Below are 18,087 nucleotides of genomic sequence, written 5' to 3' on the forward strand. Positions count from 1 at the left end.
ATGAGCAAGGCATTCGCATCGCAGGGCGATCTGGGCGAGAAGAAAACCTCGTTCACCGAGGTGGGACCGGGGCTTTACGCCTTTACCGCCGAGGGCGACCCGAACACCGGCGTCATCATCGGCGACGAGTCGGTGATGGTGGTCGAGGCGCAGGCGACGCCGCGTCTGGCGCGCAAGGTGATCGAGTGCATCCGCAGCGTGACTGACAAGCCGATCAGCCATCTGGTGCTGACCCATTACCATGCCGTCCGCGTGCTGGGGGCTTCGGCCTATGGCGCGGGCGAGGTCATCATGTCGGAAGCAGCGCGCGGCATGGTCGAGGAACGCGGGGCGGAAGACTGGGCCAGCGAGTTCGGCCGCTTCCCGCGGCTGTTTCAGGGCCATGAGGAAATTCCGGGGCTGACCTGGCCGACCACCACCTTTTCCGAGGCGATGACGGTCTACCTGGGCAAGCGCAAGGTCGAGATCATGCATCTCGGCCGCGCCCATACCGCAGGCGATGCCGTGGTCTGGGTGCCCGATGCCGAGGTGATGTTCACCGGCGACATCGTGGAATACCACTCGGCCTGCTATTGCGGCGACGGGCATTTCAGCGACTGGGCTGACACGCTGGACAATATCGCCAGCTTTGACCCTGTGGCCATTGCGCCGGGGCGCGGCGATGCGCTGGTCGGTCGTGACATGGTGGCCAAAGCCCTGGCGGCGACGGCGGATTTCGTCGAAAGCACCTATCGGCCGGTGGCGAAAGTGGCCGCCCGGGGCGGCAGCCTGAAGGAGGCCTGGGACGCGGTGCGCGCGGCCTGCGATCCGAAGTTCAAGGACTATGCGATCTACGAGCATTGCCTGCCCTTCAACGTCGCCCGCGCCTATGACGAGGCCCGCGGCATCGACCATCCGCGGATCTGGACGGCGGAGCGCGACCGCGAGATGTGGGCGGCCCTTCAGGGCTGAACCGTCAGGAGCGGGGGTTTCACACCCCCGCACCCCCGTGGGATATTTTTTCCAGTATGAAAGCAGGCGCCGGGGAGGGCAGCATGGCTTATGAGTATCGGCCGTTCGACTATGTGCCGCCGCCGGGGCTGACGGCGGCCGAGCCGCGGCATAGGGTGGCGATCGTCGGGGCTGGGCCGATCGGGCTGGCGATGGCGATCGAGCTGGCCAATCACGGCGTGCCGGCGGTGGTGCTGGACGACAACAATGTGGTGTCGGTGGGCAGCCGGGCGATCTGCTGGTCGAAGCGCAGCCTTGAGATTCTGGACCGACTGGGCGTCGGGCAGGCCTGCGTGGACAAGGGCGTGACCTGGAAGGTCGGGCGCACCTTCCACCGCGCGGCGGAGGTGTTCAACTTTGACCTTCTGCCCGAGGACGGCCACAAGATGCCGGCCTTCGTCAACCTGCAACAGTATTATGTCGAGGAATACCTCGTGGCCCGAGCGCAGGCCATGGGCATTGAATTGCGCTGGAAGAACAAGGTGGTGGCGGTCGAGCGCCACGCCGATCATGCGGTGCTGACGGTGGAGACGCCGGATGGGCCTTACGAGCTGGAGGCTGACTGGGTGATTGCCTGTGACGGCGCGCGCAGCCCGGTGCGCGGCATGCTGGGGCTGGAGTTCGAGGGCGAACTGTTCGAGGAGCGCTTTCTGATCGCCGATATCCAGATGCAGGCGGATTTCCCCTCGGAGCGCTGGTTCTGGTTCGAGCCGGAGTTTCATAACGGTCAGTCGGCGCTGTTGCACAAGCAACCCGACAATATCTACCGGATCGACCTGCAACTCGGTTGGGACACCGATCCCGAGGTGGAAAAGCAGCCCGAACGGATCATCCCGCGCATCGAGAAGGTGGTGGGGCACAAGAATTTCACGCTGGACTGGACTTCGATCTACACCTTCCAGTGCCGGCGGCTGCGGCAGTTCGTGCATGGGCCGGTGCTGTTTGTCGGCGACAGTGCCCATATCGTCAGCCCCTTTGGGGCGCGCGGCGGCAATGGCGGGTTGCAGGATGTCGATGCCTTGGGCTGGCGGCTGGCGGCGGTGGTCAAGGGGGCGCAACCTGCCGCGATTCTGGCGGGCTATGACCGGGAGCGGGTATTCGGGGCGGATGAGAACCTGCTGAACTCCTCACGCTCCACTCGCTTCATGTCGCCCGAGGACGGGGTGGAGCGGCTTTTTCGCGATGCGGTGCTGCATCTGGCCAGCCGGGTGGATTTCGCCCGGCCAATGGTGAATTCGGGGCGGTTGTCGCGGCCCTGCACCTATCCGCTGGTCGCGCCGGATGCCGATTTGCCGTCCGGCGCGCGACCGGGATCGGTGGCACCGGATGCGCCTTTCGACGACGGCTGGCTGCTGGACGCGCTTGGCCGGGAGTTCGTGGTGCTTGCGCTGGGGCAGGAGGCGCCCGCGGTGCCGGGGGCGCGCGGGGTGCAGCCGGCGCTGAACGACCATTTGCGGCGGCGCTATCTCGGTTCGGCGGAGCGGGCGGTCTATCTGATCCGCCCCGATCAGGTGGTGGCGGCGCGCTGGCTGACTGCAACGCCGGACGCGATTGCCGCAGCCATGGCGGCGGGTTGGGGAGGCTGAGGATGGTGCTGGTGACGAAACCCAATATCGCGGATGCCGATGGCTTTTACGCAAGGCTTCTGGCCACACATCGCGGGCTGAGCGCGGCCGAGAGTCATGCGCTGAACGCCCGGCTGGTGCTGATTCTGGCCAACCATGTCGGCGAGGCCGATGTGCTGGAGGCGGCGCTGGCGTTGGCGCGCGACGGGGCGTGAAGCCCCGACCTTGCGCCGGTGCCTGCCCGATCAGCGGATCGGCGCGTTCGGGGTGACGGGCAATAGCTGGCGGCCCTGATCCGTCAGCAGGAAGGCCGTACGCCCCTCGATCACCACTGCCGAGAGCGGCCCGCCATAGGCCGCGCCGGAATCAAGGTTCAGCCGGTTGCCGTAATGCGTCACCGCGGCCAGATGGGTATGGCCATGGACGATCAGCGGGCCATGGTCGCGGCGGTCTTCCAGAAAGCCGTCGCGGATCCAGCACAGGTCATCTTCGGTCTGCCGCTCGAGCGGCACGCCGGGGCGGATGCCGGCATGGGCGTAGAACACCGCGCCGCGGGCAAAGCTGGTGGGCAGGGTTTCGAGAAAATCGCGGTGGGCGCGCGGCACGGCGGCAACCGCCTCGCCATGGACCGGGGCCAAGGGCCGGTCGCCGGCATTCTTCACGCCGTAGCTGGCAAGGGTCTGCACACCGCCGATCTTCGGGTGCAGGTAGGAGGCATCGACGCGCAGGCGGGGATCGTGCCAGGCCAGATCGCGCAGGTAACCGGCGAACATCCGGTCATGGTTGCCCTTCAGCACGACCCAGTCTTCGCCGCGCGCGATGCCCTGCATCAGATGCTCGATGACACCAGGACTGTCGGGACCGCGGTCCACCAGATCGCCGATATGGACCACGGGGCCGGGGCCATGAGCGGCCTGATCGGCGGCGATCCGGGCATGGGCCGCCTGCAAGAGCGCAAGCTGGCCGTGGATGTCGCCGATGGCGTAGGTTCTCATGGGGTCCTCGGGCGGAAAGGACCGGGGGCCAGCCCCCGGACCCCCGGGATATTTGCACCAGTATGAAAGGGCAAGCGGACTTACACCTCGAACTGCAGCGCCTTGACCTGCTGGAACATGCCGGTCGCTTCCAGCGTCTGCACCACCTTCGGGTCGATCGCCTGATCGAGATAGAGGATGGCGATGGCGTCCTGCCCCACACCGGAACGGCCAAGGGTGAAGTTGGCGATGTTGACGCCATTCTTGCCCATGGTCATGCCCAGAAGGCCAATGATGCCGGGCACGTCGTCATTGGTGGTGTAGAGCATGTGGGCGCCGATTTCGGCGTCGATGTTGATGCCCTTGATCTGGATGAAGCGCGGCTTGCCGTCGGAGAAGCAGGTGCCGGCGACCGAACGCTCGCGCTTGTCCGTCACCATCGTGACCTTGATATAGGCGTCGAACACCCCGGTCTTTTCCTGCCGGGTGGTCGAGATCTGGATGCCCTTGTCCTTGGCCACCACCGGAGCGGAGACGAGGTTGACGTCGGGGTTCTGTTGCTTCAGCACCCCCGCGATCACTGCCTGATTGAGCGCGGCAAGGTTCATGCCGGCCACAGTGCCATCGTAAAGAATGTTGATCGCCTTGATCGGCTCTTCGGTCATCTGGCCGATGAAAGCGCCGAGATGGGCGGCAAGATGGATCCACGGGCCCATGACGGCGGCCTCTTCGGCGGTGACGTTGGGCATGTTGAGCGCGTTCTGCACTGCGCCGGTCAAGAGGTAGTCCGACATCTGCTCGGCGACCTGCAGGGCGACGTTTTCCTGCGCTTCGGTGGTGGACGCCCCAAGGTGGGGGGTGCAGACCACGTTCGGGTGGTTGAACAGGACGTTTTCGGTGGCCGGTTCGGTTTCGAACACATCGAGCGCGGCACCTGCGACGTGGCCGGAATCAAGCGCGTCCTTCAGCGCCGCCTCGTCGATCAGCCCGCCGCGGGCGCAGTTGATGATCCGCACGCCCTTCCGGGTTTTTGCAAGATTCTCGCGGCCCAGAATGTTGCGGGTCTTGTCGGTCAGCGGCACATGCAGGGTGATGAAATCGGCGCGGTGCAGGAGATCGTCAAGCTCGACCTTGGTGACGCCCAGCGCCTTGGCGCGTTCTTCCGACAGGAAGGGATCATAGGCGATGACCTTCATCTTCAGCCCGACCGCGCGGTCGCAGACGATGCCGCCGATGTTGCCCGCGCCGATGACGCCAAGGGTCTTGTTGAACAGCTCCACTCCCATGAAGCGCGACTTTTCCCATTTGCCGGCATGGGTGGAGGCATTGGCCTCGGGCAGCTGGCGGGCGACGGCGAACATCATGGCGATGGCATGTTCGGCGGTGGTGACCGAGTTGCCGAAGGGCGTGTTCATCACGATCACGCCATTCTTCGAGGCGGCGGGGATGTCGACGTTGTCGACCCCGATGCCGGCGCGGCCGACGACCTTGAGGTTCGTGGCATTGGCCAGAAGCTTGTCGGTGACCTTGGTGGCCGAGCGGATGGCAAGGCCGTCATACTGGTGGATGAGTTCGGCGAGCTTTTCCTTGTCCTTGCCGAGTTTCGGCATGTAGTCGACCTCGACACCGCGGTCGCGGAAGATCTGGACGGCGGTTTCGGAAAGTTCGTCGGAAACGAGAACGCGGGGGGCCATGGCGGGCTCCTGTGATTTTGGAGGGGGCGAGGGGTTGGGTGGGCAATCCTGCCCACCGTCCGGTTCAGGCGGCTTGCGCTTGTGCGGCGATTTCGGCCTCGAAGGCGTGGGCGATCCACGGCATCAGGGCGGCGACATCGGCGGTTTCCACCGTCGAGCCGCACCAGATCCGCAGGCCCGCCGGGGCGTCGCGGTAGGCGCCGATGTCATAGGCGACCCCGGCCTTTTCCAGCCGCTTGGCGATGGCCTTGGCGAAAGCCTCGCCGTCCTTGATGCGGGCGTCGGCGAATTTCAGGCAGACGCTGGTGGTCGAGGCGATCTCGGTCGTTTCCGCCAGATTCTGCAGCCAGGGGTTGGCGGCGCAGAAGTCCCAGACCACCTGGGCATTGGCCTTGGCGCGGTTCACAAGGCCGGCAAGGCCGCCCACCGATTGCGCCCATTTCAGCGCCACGAGGTAGTCTTCCACCGCCAGCATCGAGGGGGTGTTGATGGTCTCGCCGACGAAGATGCCTTCGGAAACCTTGCCCTTCGAGGTCAGGCGGAAGATCTTCGGCAGGGGCCAGGCGGGGGTGTAGGTTTCCAGCCGTTCGACGGCGCGGGGGGAAAGGATCAGCATGCCATGTGCGCCTTCGCCGCCGAGAACCTTCTGCCAGGAGAAGGTCACGACATCGAGTTTCGCCCAGTCCATCTCCATCGCGAAGGCCGCCGAGGTGGCGTCGCAGATCGTCAGGCCGGCGCGGTTGGCCGGGATGGCATCGGCATTCGGCACGCGGCAGCCCGAGGTGGTGCCGTTCCAGGTGAACACGACGTCCTTGTCGAAATCGACGGTGGCAAGATCGACGATCTGGCCATAGGGCGCCTTCTTCACGGTGGCGTCAAGCTTCAGCTGCTTGACCACATCGGTCACCCAGCCTTCTCCGAAGCTTTCCCAGGCCAGCATTTCCACCGGGCGGGCGCCCAGAAGCGACCACATGGCCATTTCCACGGCGCCGGTGTCGGAGCCGGGCACCATGCCGATGCGGTAATCGGCGGGGACGCCGAGAATGTCACGGGTAAGGTCGATCGCCTCTTTCAGCTTGGCCTTGCCGACGGCGGCGCGGTGCGAGCGGCCAAGCGGCGCGTCAGCCAGAAGATCAAGGGAGAAGCCGGGGATCTTGGCGCAGGGGCCAGAGGAAAAGCGCGGGTTTGCCGGGCGCTGGGCCGGTGCGGTCAGGTCGGTCATGGTATCCTTCCAGATAAACGCCCCTCGGTGGGGAGGGGTTTCCCGCCACCTTGGCTATCGGGGCTTTCGGGGTGGCACAAGCGGAAAAATCGCGCTAAAGCGCCGCATCACCCGACAAAAGCGACGCAACTCTCCACTATCGGAAACTTCTGATGTTCGTAGCCACGCTGCTGACCAACCCCGAAACCCCGAAGCTGGACCGCGTGGCGGTCGAGTCGCTGCGCAACGCCTGGGGCGGCGGCGACGCTGTCTGGCTGGACCCAGGGGTCGCGGCAGAATTCGCGCTGGAGGCTGTTCCGGCGAACCTCTGGCAGGTCTGGGACGGCTTTCAGGCGATGGGAATCGATCTGGCGGTGCAGGCGGCAGAGGGGCGGAAAAAGCGCCTGCTGATCGCCGACATGGACAGCACGATGATCCGGCAGGAATGCATCGACGAGCTGGCCGATGAGGCCGGCGTGGGCGATTATGTCGCCTCGATCACCGCCCGGGCCATGAATGGCGAGCTGGATTTCGAAGCGGCGCTGCGCGAGCGGGTGGGGCTGCTGAAGGGGCTGGAGGAGGCGGTGATTGCCCACGTCATCAAGGGCCGGATCACGCTGATGCCAGGGGGCCGGGCACTGGTGGCGACGATGCGGGCAAACGGGGCCTATGCGGCACTGGTCTCGGGCGGGTTCACGGCGTTCACCGGGGCGATTGCCGGGGTCTTGGGCTTTGACGAGAACCGCGCCAATACGCTTTTGGTCGAGGGTGGCAAGCTGACCGGGCAGGTGGCCGAGCCGATCCTTGGCAAGGCGGCCAAGGTGCAGGCGCTGGAGGAGATTTCGGCGCGGCTGGGGTTCACACCCGCGCAGGCGATTGCGGTGGGTGACGGGGCGAATGACCTTGGCATGCTGGGGCTGGCCGGCACTGGCGTTGCCCTGCACGCCAAGCCTTCGGTGCAGGCAGAAACCAGTGTGCGGGTGAACCACGGCGATCTGACGGCGCTTCTCTACCTGCAAGGCTACAGCCGCGACGAGTTTTCCGAATGATCGTTCGACATGCCGCTCCGGACGATGCAGAGGCCATGTCCGGGCTGCTGAACCGGATCATCGCCATCGGCGGCACCACTGCGCATCAGGTGCCGAAATCGGCGTTGCAGGTCCGGCAGGACTACATCGACGGGCCGGACTGCGTTACCTCGGTTGTGGCCGCAGAGGCGGGAAAAATCCTTGGGTGGCAAGCCGTTGGCTGGTGGCAGGGCGACGCCCACATCGGCACCTTCGTCGAGCCGGGTATTCAGGCCAGGGGCATCGGGGCCGCGCTCTTCGCGCAGACCCTGATCGCGGCGCGGCGAGCGGGGCTGAGGACGCTGCACGCCTCGATCCGCCACGACAATGTGCCGGGACTGGCCTATTACGCCCGCATCGGGTTCAGGGATCACGCGACGGACCCCGGCTTTGCGCTGAAGGACGGCACCACGGTAGGCCGGGTTCACCGGCGCCTTGACCTTTGATCCAAGGCTTCAGGCCTGATCAGACTGCGGCAGCCCGTCGGTGATCTGGTCGTAATCGCTCTTGTCGGCCACGAAGATGTGACGGACAAGCTGGCCGCCGGTCGGGTTGTCGATGGCCCCGGCCTCGATCGAGAAGCTGCCGTCAGCGGCACGAAAATAGAGGCTGGAGGCGCAGGTCGGGCAAAAGCCGCGGGTGCCGCCGCCGGGGCCGACATGTTCCGCCACGTTGCGGGCTTGCCAATTCACCGCCGCTTCCTCGGCGTCAAAGCTGGCGGCGTAATGCCCCGAGGTCTTGCGGCACTGGCTGCAATGGCAGGCCGTAACCGCGCCCATCGGGCCGGGCAGGGTAAAGCGGTTGGCGCCACAGAGGCAGCCTCCCTGCAAGCGATCTGCCTTTGACGGCGCCGGCGGCGGGCCACCCGCGGGGTCATAGTAATCGCCCGCGTCCTCGTTGAACCAGCTTTCACCAATGGCCAGGCCGGTCGGCCCGTCAAACGCCCCGGCGGCGATGGAGATGCGGTCCTCGCCCGCCGGTTCCCAGAACAGGAACGCCCCGCAAGTGCCACAGAACCCGCGCCGGGCCTGCGGCGAGGCATTGAACCAGCGCAGACCTTGCGACCGGATCAGCCGGAAATCCTTGTGCCAGGCAAAGGTGGCGGCCCAGAAATGGCCCGACTGTTTGCGGCATTGCGAGCAATGGCAGGCGATGATGTGACGGTCCGGGGTGGCCTCGAACACGACCTGACCGCAAAGGCAGGAACCGCGCATCAGCTGGCCTTCTCAAAGATTTCTGCCAGAAGCGGCACCAGCCATGCTTCATCGGCCTTGGTGAACGCGGCTGGGGTGTTGCTGTCGAGATCCAGAACGCCAAGCAGCTTGCCCGCACCGTTCCAGACCGGCAGGACCAGCTCGGATTTCGTGGTCGACGAACAGGCGATGTGGTCGGCAAAGGCCTCGACATCGGGCACATTCTGCACCTGACCCGTGCGCGCCGCCGCGCCGCAAACCCCGCGGGAAAACGGGATGACCAGACAGCCATGCCCGCCCTGATACGGGCCGATCTTCAATAACTCCGGCCCGACGACGCGGTAGAACCCGGTCCAGTCCGACAGCGGGTGGCCGTGGTGGATCTCGCAGACCACTGTGGCCATCAGCGCCACCGTGTCGGTTTCGCCATGGCAGAGCGCGCGGATGCTGGCAGTGATTTCCGTGTAGTCCATTTCAATACCCCAAAGCACAGCCGTCCTTGCGCGGGTCCGAGGCGCCGATCAGCACCCCGTCCTGCCCGATCACAATGGCCTGCGCCCCGCCGATCGGTTCATGCGCAACCGACACCTCGTGTCCCATTGCCGCCAGTTCGGCCCGGACTTTTCCGGAATAGCCGCGCTCGATCTGCAAGCCGTCGCTGCCCGAGAAGCAGCGCGGCGCGTCGATCGCTGCCTGCGGGTCCAGCCCGTAGTCCAGCAGGTTGGTGACAAAGCGCGCATGGCCGCAGGGTTGATAGGCGCCGCCCATCACGCCGAAGGGCATGGTGACACGGCCGCCCTGTTTCAGCATGCCGGGGATGATGGTGTGCATCGGCCGTTTGCCCGGGCCGGCCTCGTTCGGGTGGCCGCGCTCCAGCGTGAAGCCCGCGCCGCGGTTCTGGAAGTTGATGCCGAACCGGGTCGAAGCAAGACCCGATCCGAAGCCCCAGAAGATCGAATAGATCAGGCTGACCGCCATCCGGTCGCGGTCGACGACGGTGATATAGATCGTGTCCTTGTGCACCGCCTCGGTCAACGGCTTGGCCGCGGCCATGGCGCGTTTCGGGTCGATCAGCGCGGCCAGCCTTGCCGCGGTTTCAGGGGCCAGCATGTGATCCAGCCGGGTGGTGGGATCGGCAATGAAGCGGTTGCGGGCATCATAGGCCAGCTTTGCCGCCTCGGCCTCGATATGGGCGCGCTGGGTACCAAAGGGCTCCAGCGCCGCAAGGTCGAAATGGGACAGGATGTTCAGCATCAGGATCGCAGTCGCGCCCTGTCCGTTTGGCGGGTGTTCGTAAAGATCCGTGCCCTTGTAGGGGCCGCAGATCGGCGCGGTGTAGTCGCAACGCACACCCGCGAAATCGTCCAGCGTATGGCTGCCCCCCAGCGCGCGCAGCGAGGCGACCATGTCTTCGGCCACCTCGCCTTCGTAAAAGCCCTTGCGGCCCTCGGCGGCCATGTGGCGCAGCACCTGTGCCTGACCGGGCGCGCGGAAGATCTGGCCCAGAGTCGGGGCCGTACCGCCGATCAGGTAATGGTCGCGCGCGGCGCCTTGCAAGGCGGCGGCATCATCGGCCCAGTCAAAGGCCACGCGGGGGGCGACCGGGATGCCGTCGTCGGCATAGCGGATGGCGGGGGCAAGCACGCGATCAAGTCCCAGCTTGCCGTGATCCTCGGACAGACGGCAAAAGGCATCCATGGCGCCGGGCAGGGTCACGGGCTCGATGCCGCGCAGGGGAACGCTTTCGTGGCCCTTGGCGCGCATCGCCTCGGCGTCATAGCCTGCCGGAGACCGCCCCGAGCCGTTCAGCGCAAGGATATCCTCTGTCCCGGCGGGTTTCAGCAGCACGAAGCAGTCGCCGCCGATGCCGCACATCTGGGGCTCGGCAATGCCGAGGACAAAGGCACCGGCCAAGGCGGCGTCGACCGCATTTCCGCCGGCCTGCAGAATGTCGATCGCGACTTTGGCGGCCAGCGGGTGCGACGTTGCGCAGACGCCATTGGCCGCATAGATCGCCGAGCGGCCCGGCAGATGAAGATCACGCATGAAGAAACCCTCCGAAGGCAATCAGCCTAGGAGGGCGCATGGCATTTGCCAAGGCCGGGGCAGGCCTTTCCGAATGTCAGTGCCCCGACGCGGTGAACTGGGTGGGGGCTTTGATCCACCGCGCCGGGGGAAGCTTTATGCAGCTACAGGGACAATGTGCTCTTTCGGTCTGGCCGTTTTAGGGGGAAATTGTGGCTATTCCGCGTCAATTCAGTTGCCATTTAAACAATGTCGCCTCAGGACTTGGACTGTTCATAAGGCAACAGGAATGACAGCCGATTGGCCCCGCCTTCGCGACGATATTGCAGGTCCTCGACAGTGTTTCGAATCAAGAACCAGCCGAACCCGCCCTCGGGTAGATCGGCGATGGCGCCCAGAGGCTGAAATGCGCCATCGGGCAAGCTCAGGCCCGGCATGGGGGCGCCATGATCGCGGATCTGGCAGGCCAGCCCGCCGACCTGCCGCCTGACCCGGATCTCGATGTTTCCGGCCGACGCGGCGTAGGCATGTTCGACGATGTTGTTCAGAACCTCGGCCAGCACGATTTCCGCGTCGCTGCGCAAACCCGGGCTCAGTCCGGCAAAAGGCGGGCCTTGCAGCAGGTGGAGCAGGGCGCGCCGCACGGCCTCGGTGTTTCCGGCAACGATCAGCTTTGTCCAGGAGGCATCCATCGCTTTGTCCGGTTCGGCACCTGTCGGCCCCGGGTTCGAGGCCCCGCCGGAAGGGCCCGCTTGAGGCGGCCCGGCGCGATGACCGTCTGAGGGCAGATCACCCCGCATGCCGCAAGCCGTCCGGCATTGCCTCATGGATCAGGAAGATGCTGTCCATCCGCGTCAGGCGAAAGACCTTCTGCACAGTCGGGGTCAGGCCCGAAAGCTCCAGCTTGCGGTCGGGGGCAAGGGCCTTCAGGACGGCGACGACCGCGCCGAGGCCCGAACTGTCGAGAAAGGCGATGTTCGACATGTCCAGAACCACGCGCCGCGCGGCGCTGGTCTGGGTCAGGTCGCGCATGCGGTCCTTGAACTGGATCGCGCCGGCGGCATCAATCCTGTCCTGTGTTGCGCGGATGATCAGAATGCCCCCGCTTTCCTTTGCCAAAAGCTCCATCCCATATGCCCTTTCGTGCCGGTTGATCCGGTCAGGCTAGGGCGAAGGGGTTACGGAAGTGTAAGCCAGTGCCGCCGAAATCAGTTCAATTGGAACTGAAGCGGATAGCGGCCATCTTCGAAATCGCCAAAGAGGTCGGGCAGGTCGGGGTGGGTAACGGGCTCGCCGGTTTCATCGGGAACAAGGTTCTGTTCCGAAACATAGGCGACGTAATAGCTTTGGTCGTTCTCGGCCAGCAGGTGATAGAAGGGCTGGTCCTTGTCCGGGCGGGCATCCTCGGGGATGGCGTCATACCAGGCGTCGGTGTTGGAAAACATCGCGTCGACATCGAAGACAACGCCACGGAACGGATGCTTCCGGTGACGCAGGACCTGCCCGATATGGTATTTGGCGTCGGTCTTCAACATGGGCGTGCGCTCTCCTTCCTTGGTTAGTAATCCCTCAAGGCCGGTCTTGTCCATGATGTCGCAACGCCGCGAGGGAAACAGTCTGTGCTGATTCGTGCCGGAATTGTGGCAGAACCTGGTCGAAACATGGGCAAATCCTGACGGAAATCTGATCCGATTGGCGATGACAGGGCATTTCCCTTGCCGGGTTTTTCGCCTATCCTTGCGGCAAAACAAGAACGTGAGGGGCAAATGAGCAGAACTCTCCGTGCGGCGATCCTCGTGCTGCTGGTCGCCTCCTGTGGCGGGGGCAGCAATTCCAGGGCGCCGCGCAATCTGGATGACGCCTGCGCCATTCTGGCGCAGCGGCCAACCTATTGGAAGGCCATGCAAAAGGCCGAAAGCAAATGGGGCGTGCCGGTTTCGGTCCAGATGGCGGCGATCTATCAGGAATCGAAATTCATCGGCAATGCCCGCACCCCGCACCGCTTTGCGCTGGGCATCATTCCGATGGGGCGGCAATCCTCGGCCTATGGCTACAGCCAGGCGCTGGACGGCACCTGGGAGGAATATCAGGACGAGGAGGCCGGCCGGCGCGCGCGGCGCGACCGGATCGAGGATGCGACCGATTTCATGGGTTGGTACATGCACAATTCGACCGAGCGGCTCGGGATTTCCAAGTTCGACGCCGAGGCGCAGTATCTGGCCTATCACGAAGGCCGCACCGGCTATGCCAGTCAGAGCTATCTCGACAAGCCCTGGCTGGTGGAGGTCGCCGCCGCCGTGGGTGCGCGGGCGGTGCTGTATGAAAGCCAGCTGGCCTACTGCCGCTGAGGCTCAGTTCCTGATCTTCCGGCGGCTCTTCTCTTCGACGATGTTGAAGAGCGAGGCCTTCAGGTCTGCGACCGCCTGAAGTTCCCCCAGAATGACGGTGGTCTGCTGGCCAAGGTCGTCGGTAATGACCCATTGCCGCAGCGTCACCGGGTTGGCGGTGAACACCAGTTCGATCGTGCCATACTCCGGGTGTTCGGGGTCTTGTGCCACGACGCGGGTGGTGCTTTCCACCTCGTTGTGGCCGACCACCATCCGGGCGCGAGCAAGGTCGATCTGCGGGGCGAGGATCAGATTCAGCGGCGTACGTTTCAGCGGGTATTCCTCGGCCGGCTGGTTCGACTTGCCGTCAAAGATCGCCACGGTTTCCGCCGAAGCCAGCACAAGGCTTTTGTCCGGCGGGGCGTATTCGAACCGCACCCGGCCGGGGCGCTTGATGAAGATCTTGCCCAGCGAGACCGAGCCGTCCGCGTTCACCTGCGTGAAGTCCGATTGCACCGTCTCCAGCTTGTTGAGATAGGCCGACAGGTCTGCAAGCGCGATCTTGTCCGCGAAGGCGGGGGCGGAAAAGGCCAGAACGGCAAGCGGGGCGAGGAGGGCGCGGAGCGGTTTCATGGGGGTTATATAGGCCATCCCGTGTCCTGCCGCACCCCCCGGTGCATCAACTGGCGGAGAGGTGCCGAGAGGGGTTTTGTGAGGGGAGATGCGGGAGAGAGCCGGGGTGAGCACCGACCTGCGAGGGGCGCAGTGAAAGCTCGGCCTCCGGTGGGGCAGGTGGGGTAGAGCCCCACCCTGCGGGTCTTGGTGGTCTCAGCGTTCCGGCACCAGAATCTCGCGTTTGCCGACATGGTTCGCGGGGGTGACCACGCCCTCTTCCTCCATCTGCTCCACCAGACGCGCGGCCTTGTTATAGCCGATGCCCAGTTTGCGCTGGATGTAAGAGGTCGAGCATTTGCGGTCCTTGGCGACAATCGCCACCGCCTGATCGTAAAGCGCATCGTCGGAGCTGTCGCCGCCGCCAAGCCCCAGCACCATGTCGATGTCGGAAGCCGCGTCGTCCTCGGGGCCTTCCACGACGCCCGACATATAGCTGGGCGGGCCGAAGGATTTCAGGTGGTTCACCACCTCCTCGACTTCCTCATCCGACACGAACGGCCCGTGGATACGGCTGATCCGCCCGCCGCCCGCCATGTAAAGCATGTCGCCCATGCCCAGAAGCTGCTCGGCGCCTTGTTCGCCAAGGATGGTGCGGCTGTCGATCTTCGACGTCACCTGGAAGGAAATCCGGGTGGGGAAGTTCGCCTTGATGGTGCCGGTAATCACGTCAACCGAAGGCCGCTGCGTGGCCATGATGAGGTGGATGCCAGAGGCCCGCGCCATCTGCGCAAGGCGCTGGATGCAGGCCTCGATTTCCTTGCCCGCGACCATCATCAGGTCGGCCATTTCGTCAACGATCACCACGATATAGGGCAGCGAGACCGGGGCAAATTCTTCGGTCTCGAACACGGGATCACCAGTTTCCTCATCGAACCCGGTCTGGATGGTGCGCTTGAACATCTCGCCCTTGGCGAGCGCCTCTTTCACCCGGCCGTTATAGCCTTCGATGTTGCGCACGCCCATCTTGGACATCTTGCGATAGCGCTCTTCCATCTCACCCACGACCCATTTCAGGGCGACGACGGCCTTCTTCGGGTCGGTGACGACGGGCGACAGCAGATGCGGAATGCCGTCATAGACGGAAAGTTCCAGCATTTTCGGGTCGATCATGATGAGCCGGCATTCCTCGGGCGTCAGCTTGTAAAGAAGCGACAGGATCATGGTGTTGATCGCCACCGACTTGCCAGAACCCGTGGTCCCGGCGATCAGCAGGTGGGGCATCTTGGCAAGGTTGGCCACCACCGGATCACCGCCGATATCCTTGCCCAAGGCGAGGGGAAGCCGCAGGTTCGAGTCGCCGAAGTCACGGGCGGCGAGGATCTCGCGCAGCACGACCTTTTCGCGGTGCGCGTTCGGCAGTTCGATGCCGATGACCGTGCGGCCCGGCACGGTAGAGACGCGGGCCGACAGCGCCGACATCGACCGCGCGATGTCATCGGCCAGACCGATCACCCGGCTGGCCTTCAGGCCCGGCGCCGGTTCCAGTTCGTACATGGTGACGACCGGGCCGGGACGGACCGAGACGATCTCGCCCTTCACCCCGTAATCGTCCAGCACGGTTTCCAGCATGCGGGCGTTTTCTTCGAGCGACTCGTCGGAAAGTGCGTGGCGCTGGATCGAGGTCGGGTTGGTCAGCAGCGACAAGGGCGGCAGTTCATACTCCGGCGCGGCATCGTCAAAGCGCAGGCGGGGTTGGGCCTCGGCCATGGCGCGGGTCGAGGGCGCGACCGGTTTTTTCACCGCATGCTGCACCACCGGGCGGCGGTCCAGCATGACCGGGGTCACGCGCGGTGCGGGATCGGCATAGGGTTCGGCCGGCCAAGCGGTTTCGATGGCCCCGAAATCCTCCTCGATGGCCTCGGGAAAGGCGGTCTCGTCATAGTCTCCCGGCGCAAAGGCATTGGGCTGCTGGACCTGAGGCGCAACTGGGGCCTTGAACGGCGCCACGACCGGCGGCTCTGCGCGGAAGCCCGGCGCGGCAGGCGGGCGGGTGTCGGCGAGCAGCGGCTGCGGACCGCGCGGCCGGGTCAGGCCCGGTTCGCGGCGCTGGATGGCCGCGGCAATCGGGGTCAGGGCCGCTTCGGGGGTGCGGGTGCGGGCCCGGACAGCGCTGGAGATGCGGGCCTTGATGCGATCATCGTCGGGCAGGTCGTCGAAGTCGTGGTCATGCGCCGGCATCGGTTCCACCAGCTCGGGTTCCGGCTCGACCGCGCGACGCAACAGGGCGGGCATGCGGGCGAGAAGCCCGACCTTCTCGCGCGGGGGGGCGTATTGCGGGGCTTCGGCCAGCGGTTCGGCATAACGGGCTTCGGCGCGCAGGGGCGCGGGACTCATGGTGGTCGGGCGGCCAAAAGGCGGCGGAGCCATCGGGGGGGCGTCTGCCTCGACCGGTTGGATGGCACGACGGACAACGCCGCGCGCGGCTTCGGGCATCGCGGGCGCCGATGCCTTGCGGCGATCCTGCATCGCAGCGGCGGCGCGGGCGGTGCCCTGTGCGCCCTTGTTTGCCGCTCCAAGCAGGCCGGAATAGGTCAGCACGAGGCTGGTCAGCAGAAACGCGCCAAGGCTGCGGATTTCCGGCACGGTAAAGCCCATGACAAAGGCCATGAGGACGATCAGCACCGTGCCGGTGGCCAGCGACAGAAGTTTCAGCGCCAGACCCGCACCGAGCGGCAGAAGGCCAAGCGCCGCGCCGACGACCGTATCGCCAAAAAGCCCGCCCAGCCCGAAGGAATGCGTCCAGTCCGCCCCCGGAACCAGCGTCGCGCAGTAGACCGCCGCCACGGCAATCGCGATGACGGCAAAGACCATCCGGCTCAACACCCGCTCGGCGCCGCGATGGCTGACAAAGCGTGCGCCCCAGGCGGTCAGGATGAAGGGAATGGCCCAGGCGCCCTTGCCGACGATGATGACAAGCGTCGACGCCAGCGCGGCCCCGAATGCGCCCAGCGCGTTCGAAACCGGCTTGTCCGAGGCGACCATCCAGCCGGGGTCTTGCGGCGAATAGGTCCAGAGCATCACCAGAAACGCGAAGCCCAGAGCAATCACCCCCAGCCCGAACAACTCGCGCGAGCGGCGTTCCAGCATGGCCTGCGTGCCCTGATCGAGAAGCGGATCGCGTTGGCGGATCTGATAGGATGCCATGTCTTAGCCTCGCCCATAGAGACAGTCGCGAAGGGTGGTCAACCCGCGCTGCATTTCTTGCATTGGGGCCACAAGCGCGACCCGGAGATAGGATTTTCCGGGGTTCTCGCCCCCGACATCGCGCGACAGGTAGGCGCCGGGCAGAACCCGCACCCCGGTCTCGCGCCAAAGCTTCAGCGCCGCCGTCTCGCCGTCCTCGACCGGCAGCCACAGGAAGAAGCCGCCCTCGGGGCATTGAAACCCCTGCAGACCCTTGAAGATTTCATCCGCCGCCCGGAACTTGTCCTGATAAAGCGCCCGGTTTTCGGCAACATGGCTCTCATCGGCCCAGGCCGCTTCCGAGACGCGCTGGATCGGCAGCGGCAGGGGGGCGCCGGCAAAGCTGCGCAGCTTGCGCATGCGGGCGATGCCTTCGCGCCCGCCGGCAACGAAACCCGACCGCAGGCCAGGCAGGTTCGACCGTTTCGACAGCGAATGGAAAGAAAACACCCGTTCGGGATTCGCGCCGACTTCGGCTGCCACCTCCAGCGCGCCGGGGGGCGGCGCAGAGCGCCAGATCTCGGAATAGCATTCGTCGGCGAAGATCAGGAAATCATGCTTTTCCGCCAGTGCCAGCAAGGTTTTCCAATAGTCCCGGCTGGCCACCGCGCCCTGCGGATTGGCGGGCGAGCAGAGATAGGCCACGGCAACCCGCTCAAGGGTTGCCGCCGGAAGGCTGGCATAATCGGGCAAAAAGCCGGTTGCGGCCGTGGCGGGGACATAGAGCGGCTCCGCCCCGACCGTCAGCGCGGCAACGGCATAGACCTGATAGAACGGGTTCGGCATCAGGACCACGGGCCGCGCGCCGTTCTTGGTTTCCGGGCAGGTGGCGATGAGCGCGTTGTAAAGCCCCTCGCGCGTGCCGTTCAGCACCATGACCTGATCATCCGCAAGCGCCGCGTTGTAGCGCCGCCGGATCCAGCCGGTGATGGCCGACAGAAGTTCGGGCGTGCCGTCATTGGGCGGATAGACGCCAAAGCCCGACAGGTTCGCGGCAAGGATCGGGCCGACAAAATCGGGCATCGCATGCCGCGGCTCGCCAATGGTCATGGCGACGGGATCGCCGCCCGGAGCGTGCGCATCGAGAAGTTTCCGCAGCCGCGGAAACGCATAATCCGGCAGGTTCGAAAACCGCTCAGGAAACGCCATGTCTTGCCTCATGCCCGGGGTCGTATCGCCCCGTTTGCCCAAGA

At 65.3% G+C, this 18,087-nt stretch carries 18 protein-coding genes; 6 read left to right on the forward strand and 12 right to left on the reverse strand.

Annotated elements, in window-relative coordinates:
* From G4Z14_RS05120 to G4Z14_RS05130, 3 genes are all read left to right on the forward strand, one after another.
* Complete coding sequence (locus G4Z14_RS05120) at positions 1–951, forward strand: MBL fold metallo-hydrolase (RefSeq protein ID WP_164623710.1); 951 nt, start codon at positions 1–3, stop codon at positions 949–951.
* Positions 952–1,034: 83 nt separating this feature from the next.
* Positions 1,035–2,576: an FAD-dependent oxidoreductase gene (locus G4Z14_RS05125; RefSeq protein WP_164623711.1), complete on the forward strand. Its 1,542-nt coding sequence runs from the start codon at positions 1,035–1,037 to the stop codon at positions 2,574–2,576.
* 2 nt (positions 2,577–2,578) lie between these two features.
* The gene (locus G4Z14_RS05130; protein ID WP_164623712.1) at positions 2,579–2,770 is read left to right on the forward strand and encodes a DUF2783 domain-containing protein; all 192 of its coding nucleotides are present in this window, start codon (positions 2,579–2,581) and stop codon (positions 2,768–2,770) included.
* A gap of 30 nt (positions 2,771–2,800) precedes the next feature.
* Here G4Z14_RS05130 and G4Z14_RS05135 read toward each other — a convergent pair whose 3' ends face one another.
* The 3 genes from G4Z14_RS05135 to G4Z14_RS05145 all read right to left on the reverse strand — a co-directional run bounded on the left by G4Z14_RS05135 (position 2,801) and on the right by G4Z14_RS05145 (position 6,445).
* Positions 2,801–3,550, reverse strand: a complete 750-nt coding sequence (locus G4Z14_RS05135; protein ID WP_164623713.1) for a metallophosphoesterase — start codon at positions 3,548–3,550, stop codon at positions 2,801–2,803.
* Between the two features lie 80 nt (positions 3,551–3,630).
* Positions 3,631–5,223 (reverse strand): phosphoglycerate dehydrogenase, encoded by a 1,593-nt coding sequence (serA, locus tag G4Z14_RS05140; RefSeq protein ID WP_164623714.1) that lies wholly within the window; start codon positions 5,221–5,223, stop codon positions 3,631–3,633.
* 64 nt (positions 5,224–5,287) lie between these two features.
* Complete coding sequence (locus G4Z14_RS05145; RefSeq protein ID WP_164623715.1) at positions 5,288–6,445, reverse strand: phosphoserine transaminase; 1,158 nt, start codon at positions 6,443–6,445, stop codon at positions 5,288–5,290.
* Between the two features lie 152 nt (positions 6,446–6,597).
* Here G4Z14_RS05145 and serB point away from each other — a divergent pair, with 152 nt between their 5' ends.
* Both serB and G4Z14_RS05155 read left to right on the forward strand, forming a co-directional pair.
* Positions 6,598–7,473, forward strand: a complete 876-nt coding sequence (serB, locus tag G4Z14_RS05150) for a phosphoserine phosphatase SerB (protein WP_164623716.1) — start codon at positions 6,598–6,600, stop codon at positions 7,471–7,473.
* On the forward strand, positions 7,470–7,937 hold the full coding sequence (locus tag G4Z14_RS05155) for a GNAT family N-acetyltransferase (RefSeq protein WP_164623717.1): 468 nt from the start codon (positions 7,470–7,472) through the stop codon (positions 7,935–7,937). Before serB ends, G4Z14_RS05155 begins: the two co-directional genes overlap by 4 nt.
* A gap of 9 nt (positions 7,938–7,946) precedes the next feature.
* Here the strand turns inward: G4Z14_RS05155 and G4Z14_RS19145 are convergent, their stop codons facing one another.
* The 6 genes from G4Z14_RS19145 to hspQ all read right to left on the reverse strand — a co-directional run bounded on the left by G4Z14_RS19145 (position 7,947) and on the right by hspQ (position 12,244).
* Positions 7,947–8,705 carry a GFA family protein gene (locus tag G4Z14_RS19145; RefSeq protein WP_321573009.1) on the reverse strand — a complete coding sequence of 253 codons (759 nt, stop codon included), beginning with the start codon at positions 8,703–8,705 and terminating at the stop codon, positions 7,947–7,949.
* The gene (locus G4Z14_RS05170) at positions 8,705–9,157 is read right to left on the reverse strand and encodes a GAF domain-containing protein (protein WP_164623718.1); all 453 of its coding nucleotides are present in this window, start codon (positions 9,155–9,157) and stop codon (positions 8,705–8,707) included. Before G4Z14_RS05170 ends, G4Z14_RS19145 begins: the two co-directional genes overlap by 1 nt.
* 1 nt (position 9,158) lies before the next feature.
* Positions 9,159–10,730 carry a gamma-glutamyltransferase family protein gene (locus G4Z14_RS05175; RefSeq protein WP_164623719.1) on the reverse strand — a complete coding sequence of 524 codons (1,572 nt, stop codon included), beginning with the start codon at positions 10,728–10,730 and terminating at the stop codon, positions 9,159–9,161.
* Between the two features lie 236 nt (positions 10,731–10,966).
* Positions 10,967–11,509, reverse strand: a complete 543-nt coding sequence (locus G4Z14_RS05180; protein ID WP_164623720.1) for an ATP-binding protein — start codon at positions 11,507–11,509, stop codon at positions 10,967–10,969.
* Positions 11,499–11,837 (reverse strand): STAS domain-containing protein, encoded by a 339-nt coding sequence (locus G4Z14_RS05185; protein ID WP_164623721.1) that lies wholly within the window; start codon positions 11,835–11,837, stop codon positions 11,499–11,501. Before G4Z14_RS05185 ends, G4Z14_RS05180 begins: the two co-directional genes overlap by 11 nt.
* 80 nt (positions 11,838–11,917) lie before the next feature.
* Positions 11,918–12,244 carry a heat shock protein HspQ gene (gene hspQ / locus G4Z14_RS05190; RefSeq protein WP_164623722.1) on the reverse strand — a complete coding sequence of 109 codons (327 nt, stop codon included), beginning with the start codon at positions 12,242–12,244 and terminating at the stop codon, positions 11,918–11,920.
* A gap of 231 nt (positions 12,245–12,475) precedes the next feature.
* Between hspQ and G4Z14_RS05195 the strand changes: the two genes are divergently transcribed.
* Positions 12,476–13,057, forward strand: a complete 582-nt coding sequence (locus G4Z14_RS05195; RefSeq protein ID WP_164623723.1) for a transglycosylase SLT domain-containing protein — start codon at positions 12,476–12,478, stop codon at positions 13,055–13,057.
* 3 nt (positions 13,058–13,060) lie between these two features.
* On the opposite strand, the gene G4Z14_RS05200 is transcribed toward G4Z14_RS05195, so the two are convergent.
* From G4Z14_RS05200 to G4Z14_RS05210, 3 genes are all read right to left on the reverse strand, one after another.
* Positions 13,061–13,669, reverse strand: a complete 609-nt coding sequence (locus tag G4Z14_RS05200; protein ID WP_164623724.1) for a LolA family protein — start codon at positions 13,667–13,669, stop codon at positions 13,061–13,063.
* A gap of 195 nt (positions 13,670–13,864) precedes the next feature.
* A complete protein-coding gene (locus tag G4Z14_RS05205) occupies positions 13,865–16,855 on the reverse strand; it encodes a DNA translocase FtsK (RefSeq protein WP_164623725.1) in 2,991 nt (996 codons plus the stop codon).
* 3 nt (positions 16,856–16,858) lie between these two features.
* Positions 16,859–18,043: an aminotransferase class I/II-fold pyridoxal phosphate-dependent enzyme gene (locus G4Z14_RS05210; protein WP_164623726.1), complete on the reverse strand. Its 1,185-nt coding sequence runs from the start codon at positions 18,041–18,043 to the stop codon at positions 16,859–16,861.
* Between the last annotated feature and the right edge of the window lie 44 nt (positions 18,044–18,087).

It is taken from the genome of Tabrizicola oligotrophica, assembly GCF_011008935.1.
Taxonomy (GTDB): Bacteria; Pseudomonadota; Alphaproteobacteria; order Rhodobacterales; family Rhodobacteraceae; genus Tabrizicola_A; species Tabrizicola_A oligotrophica.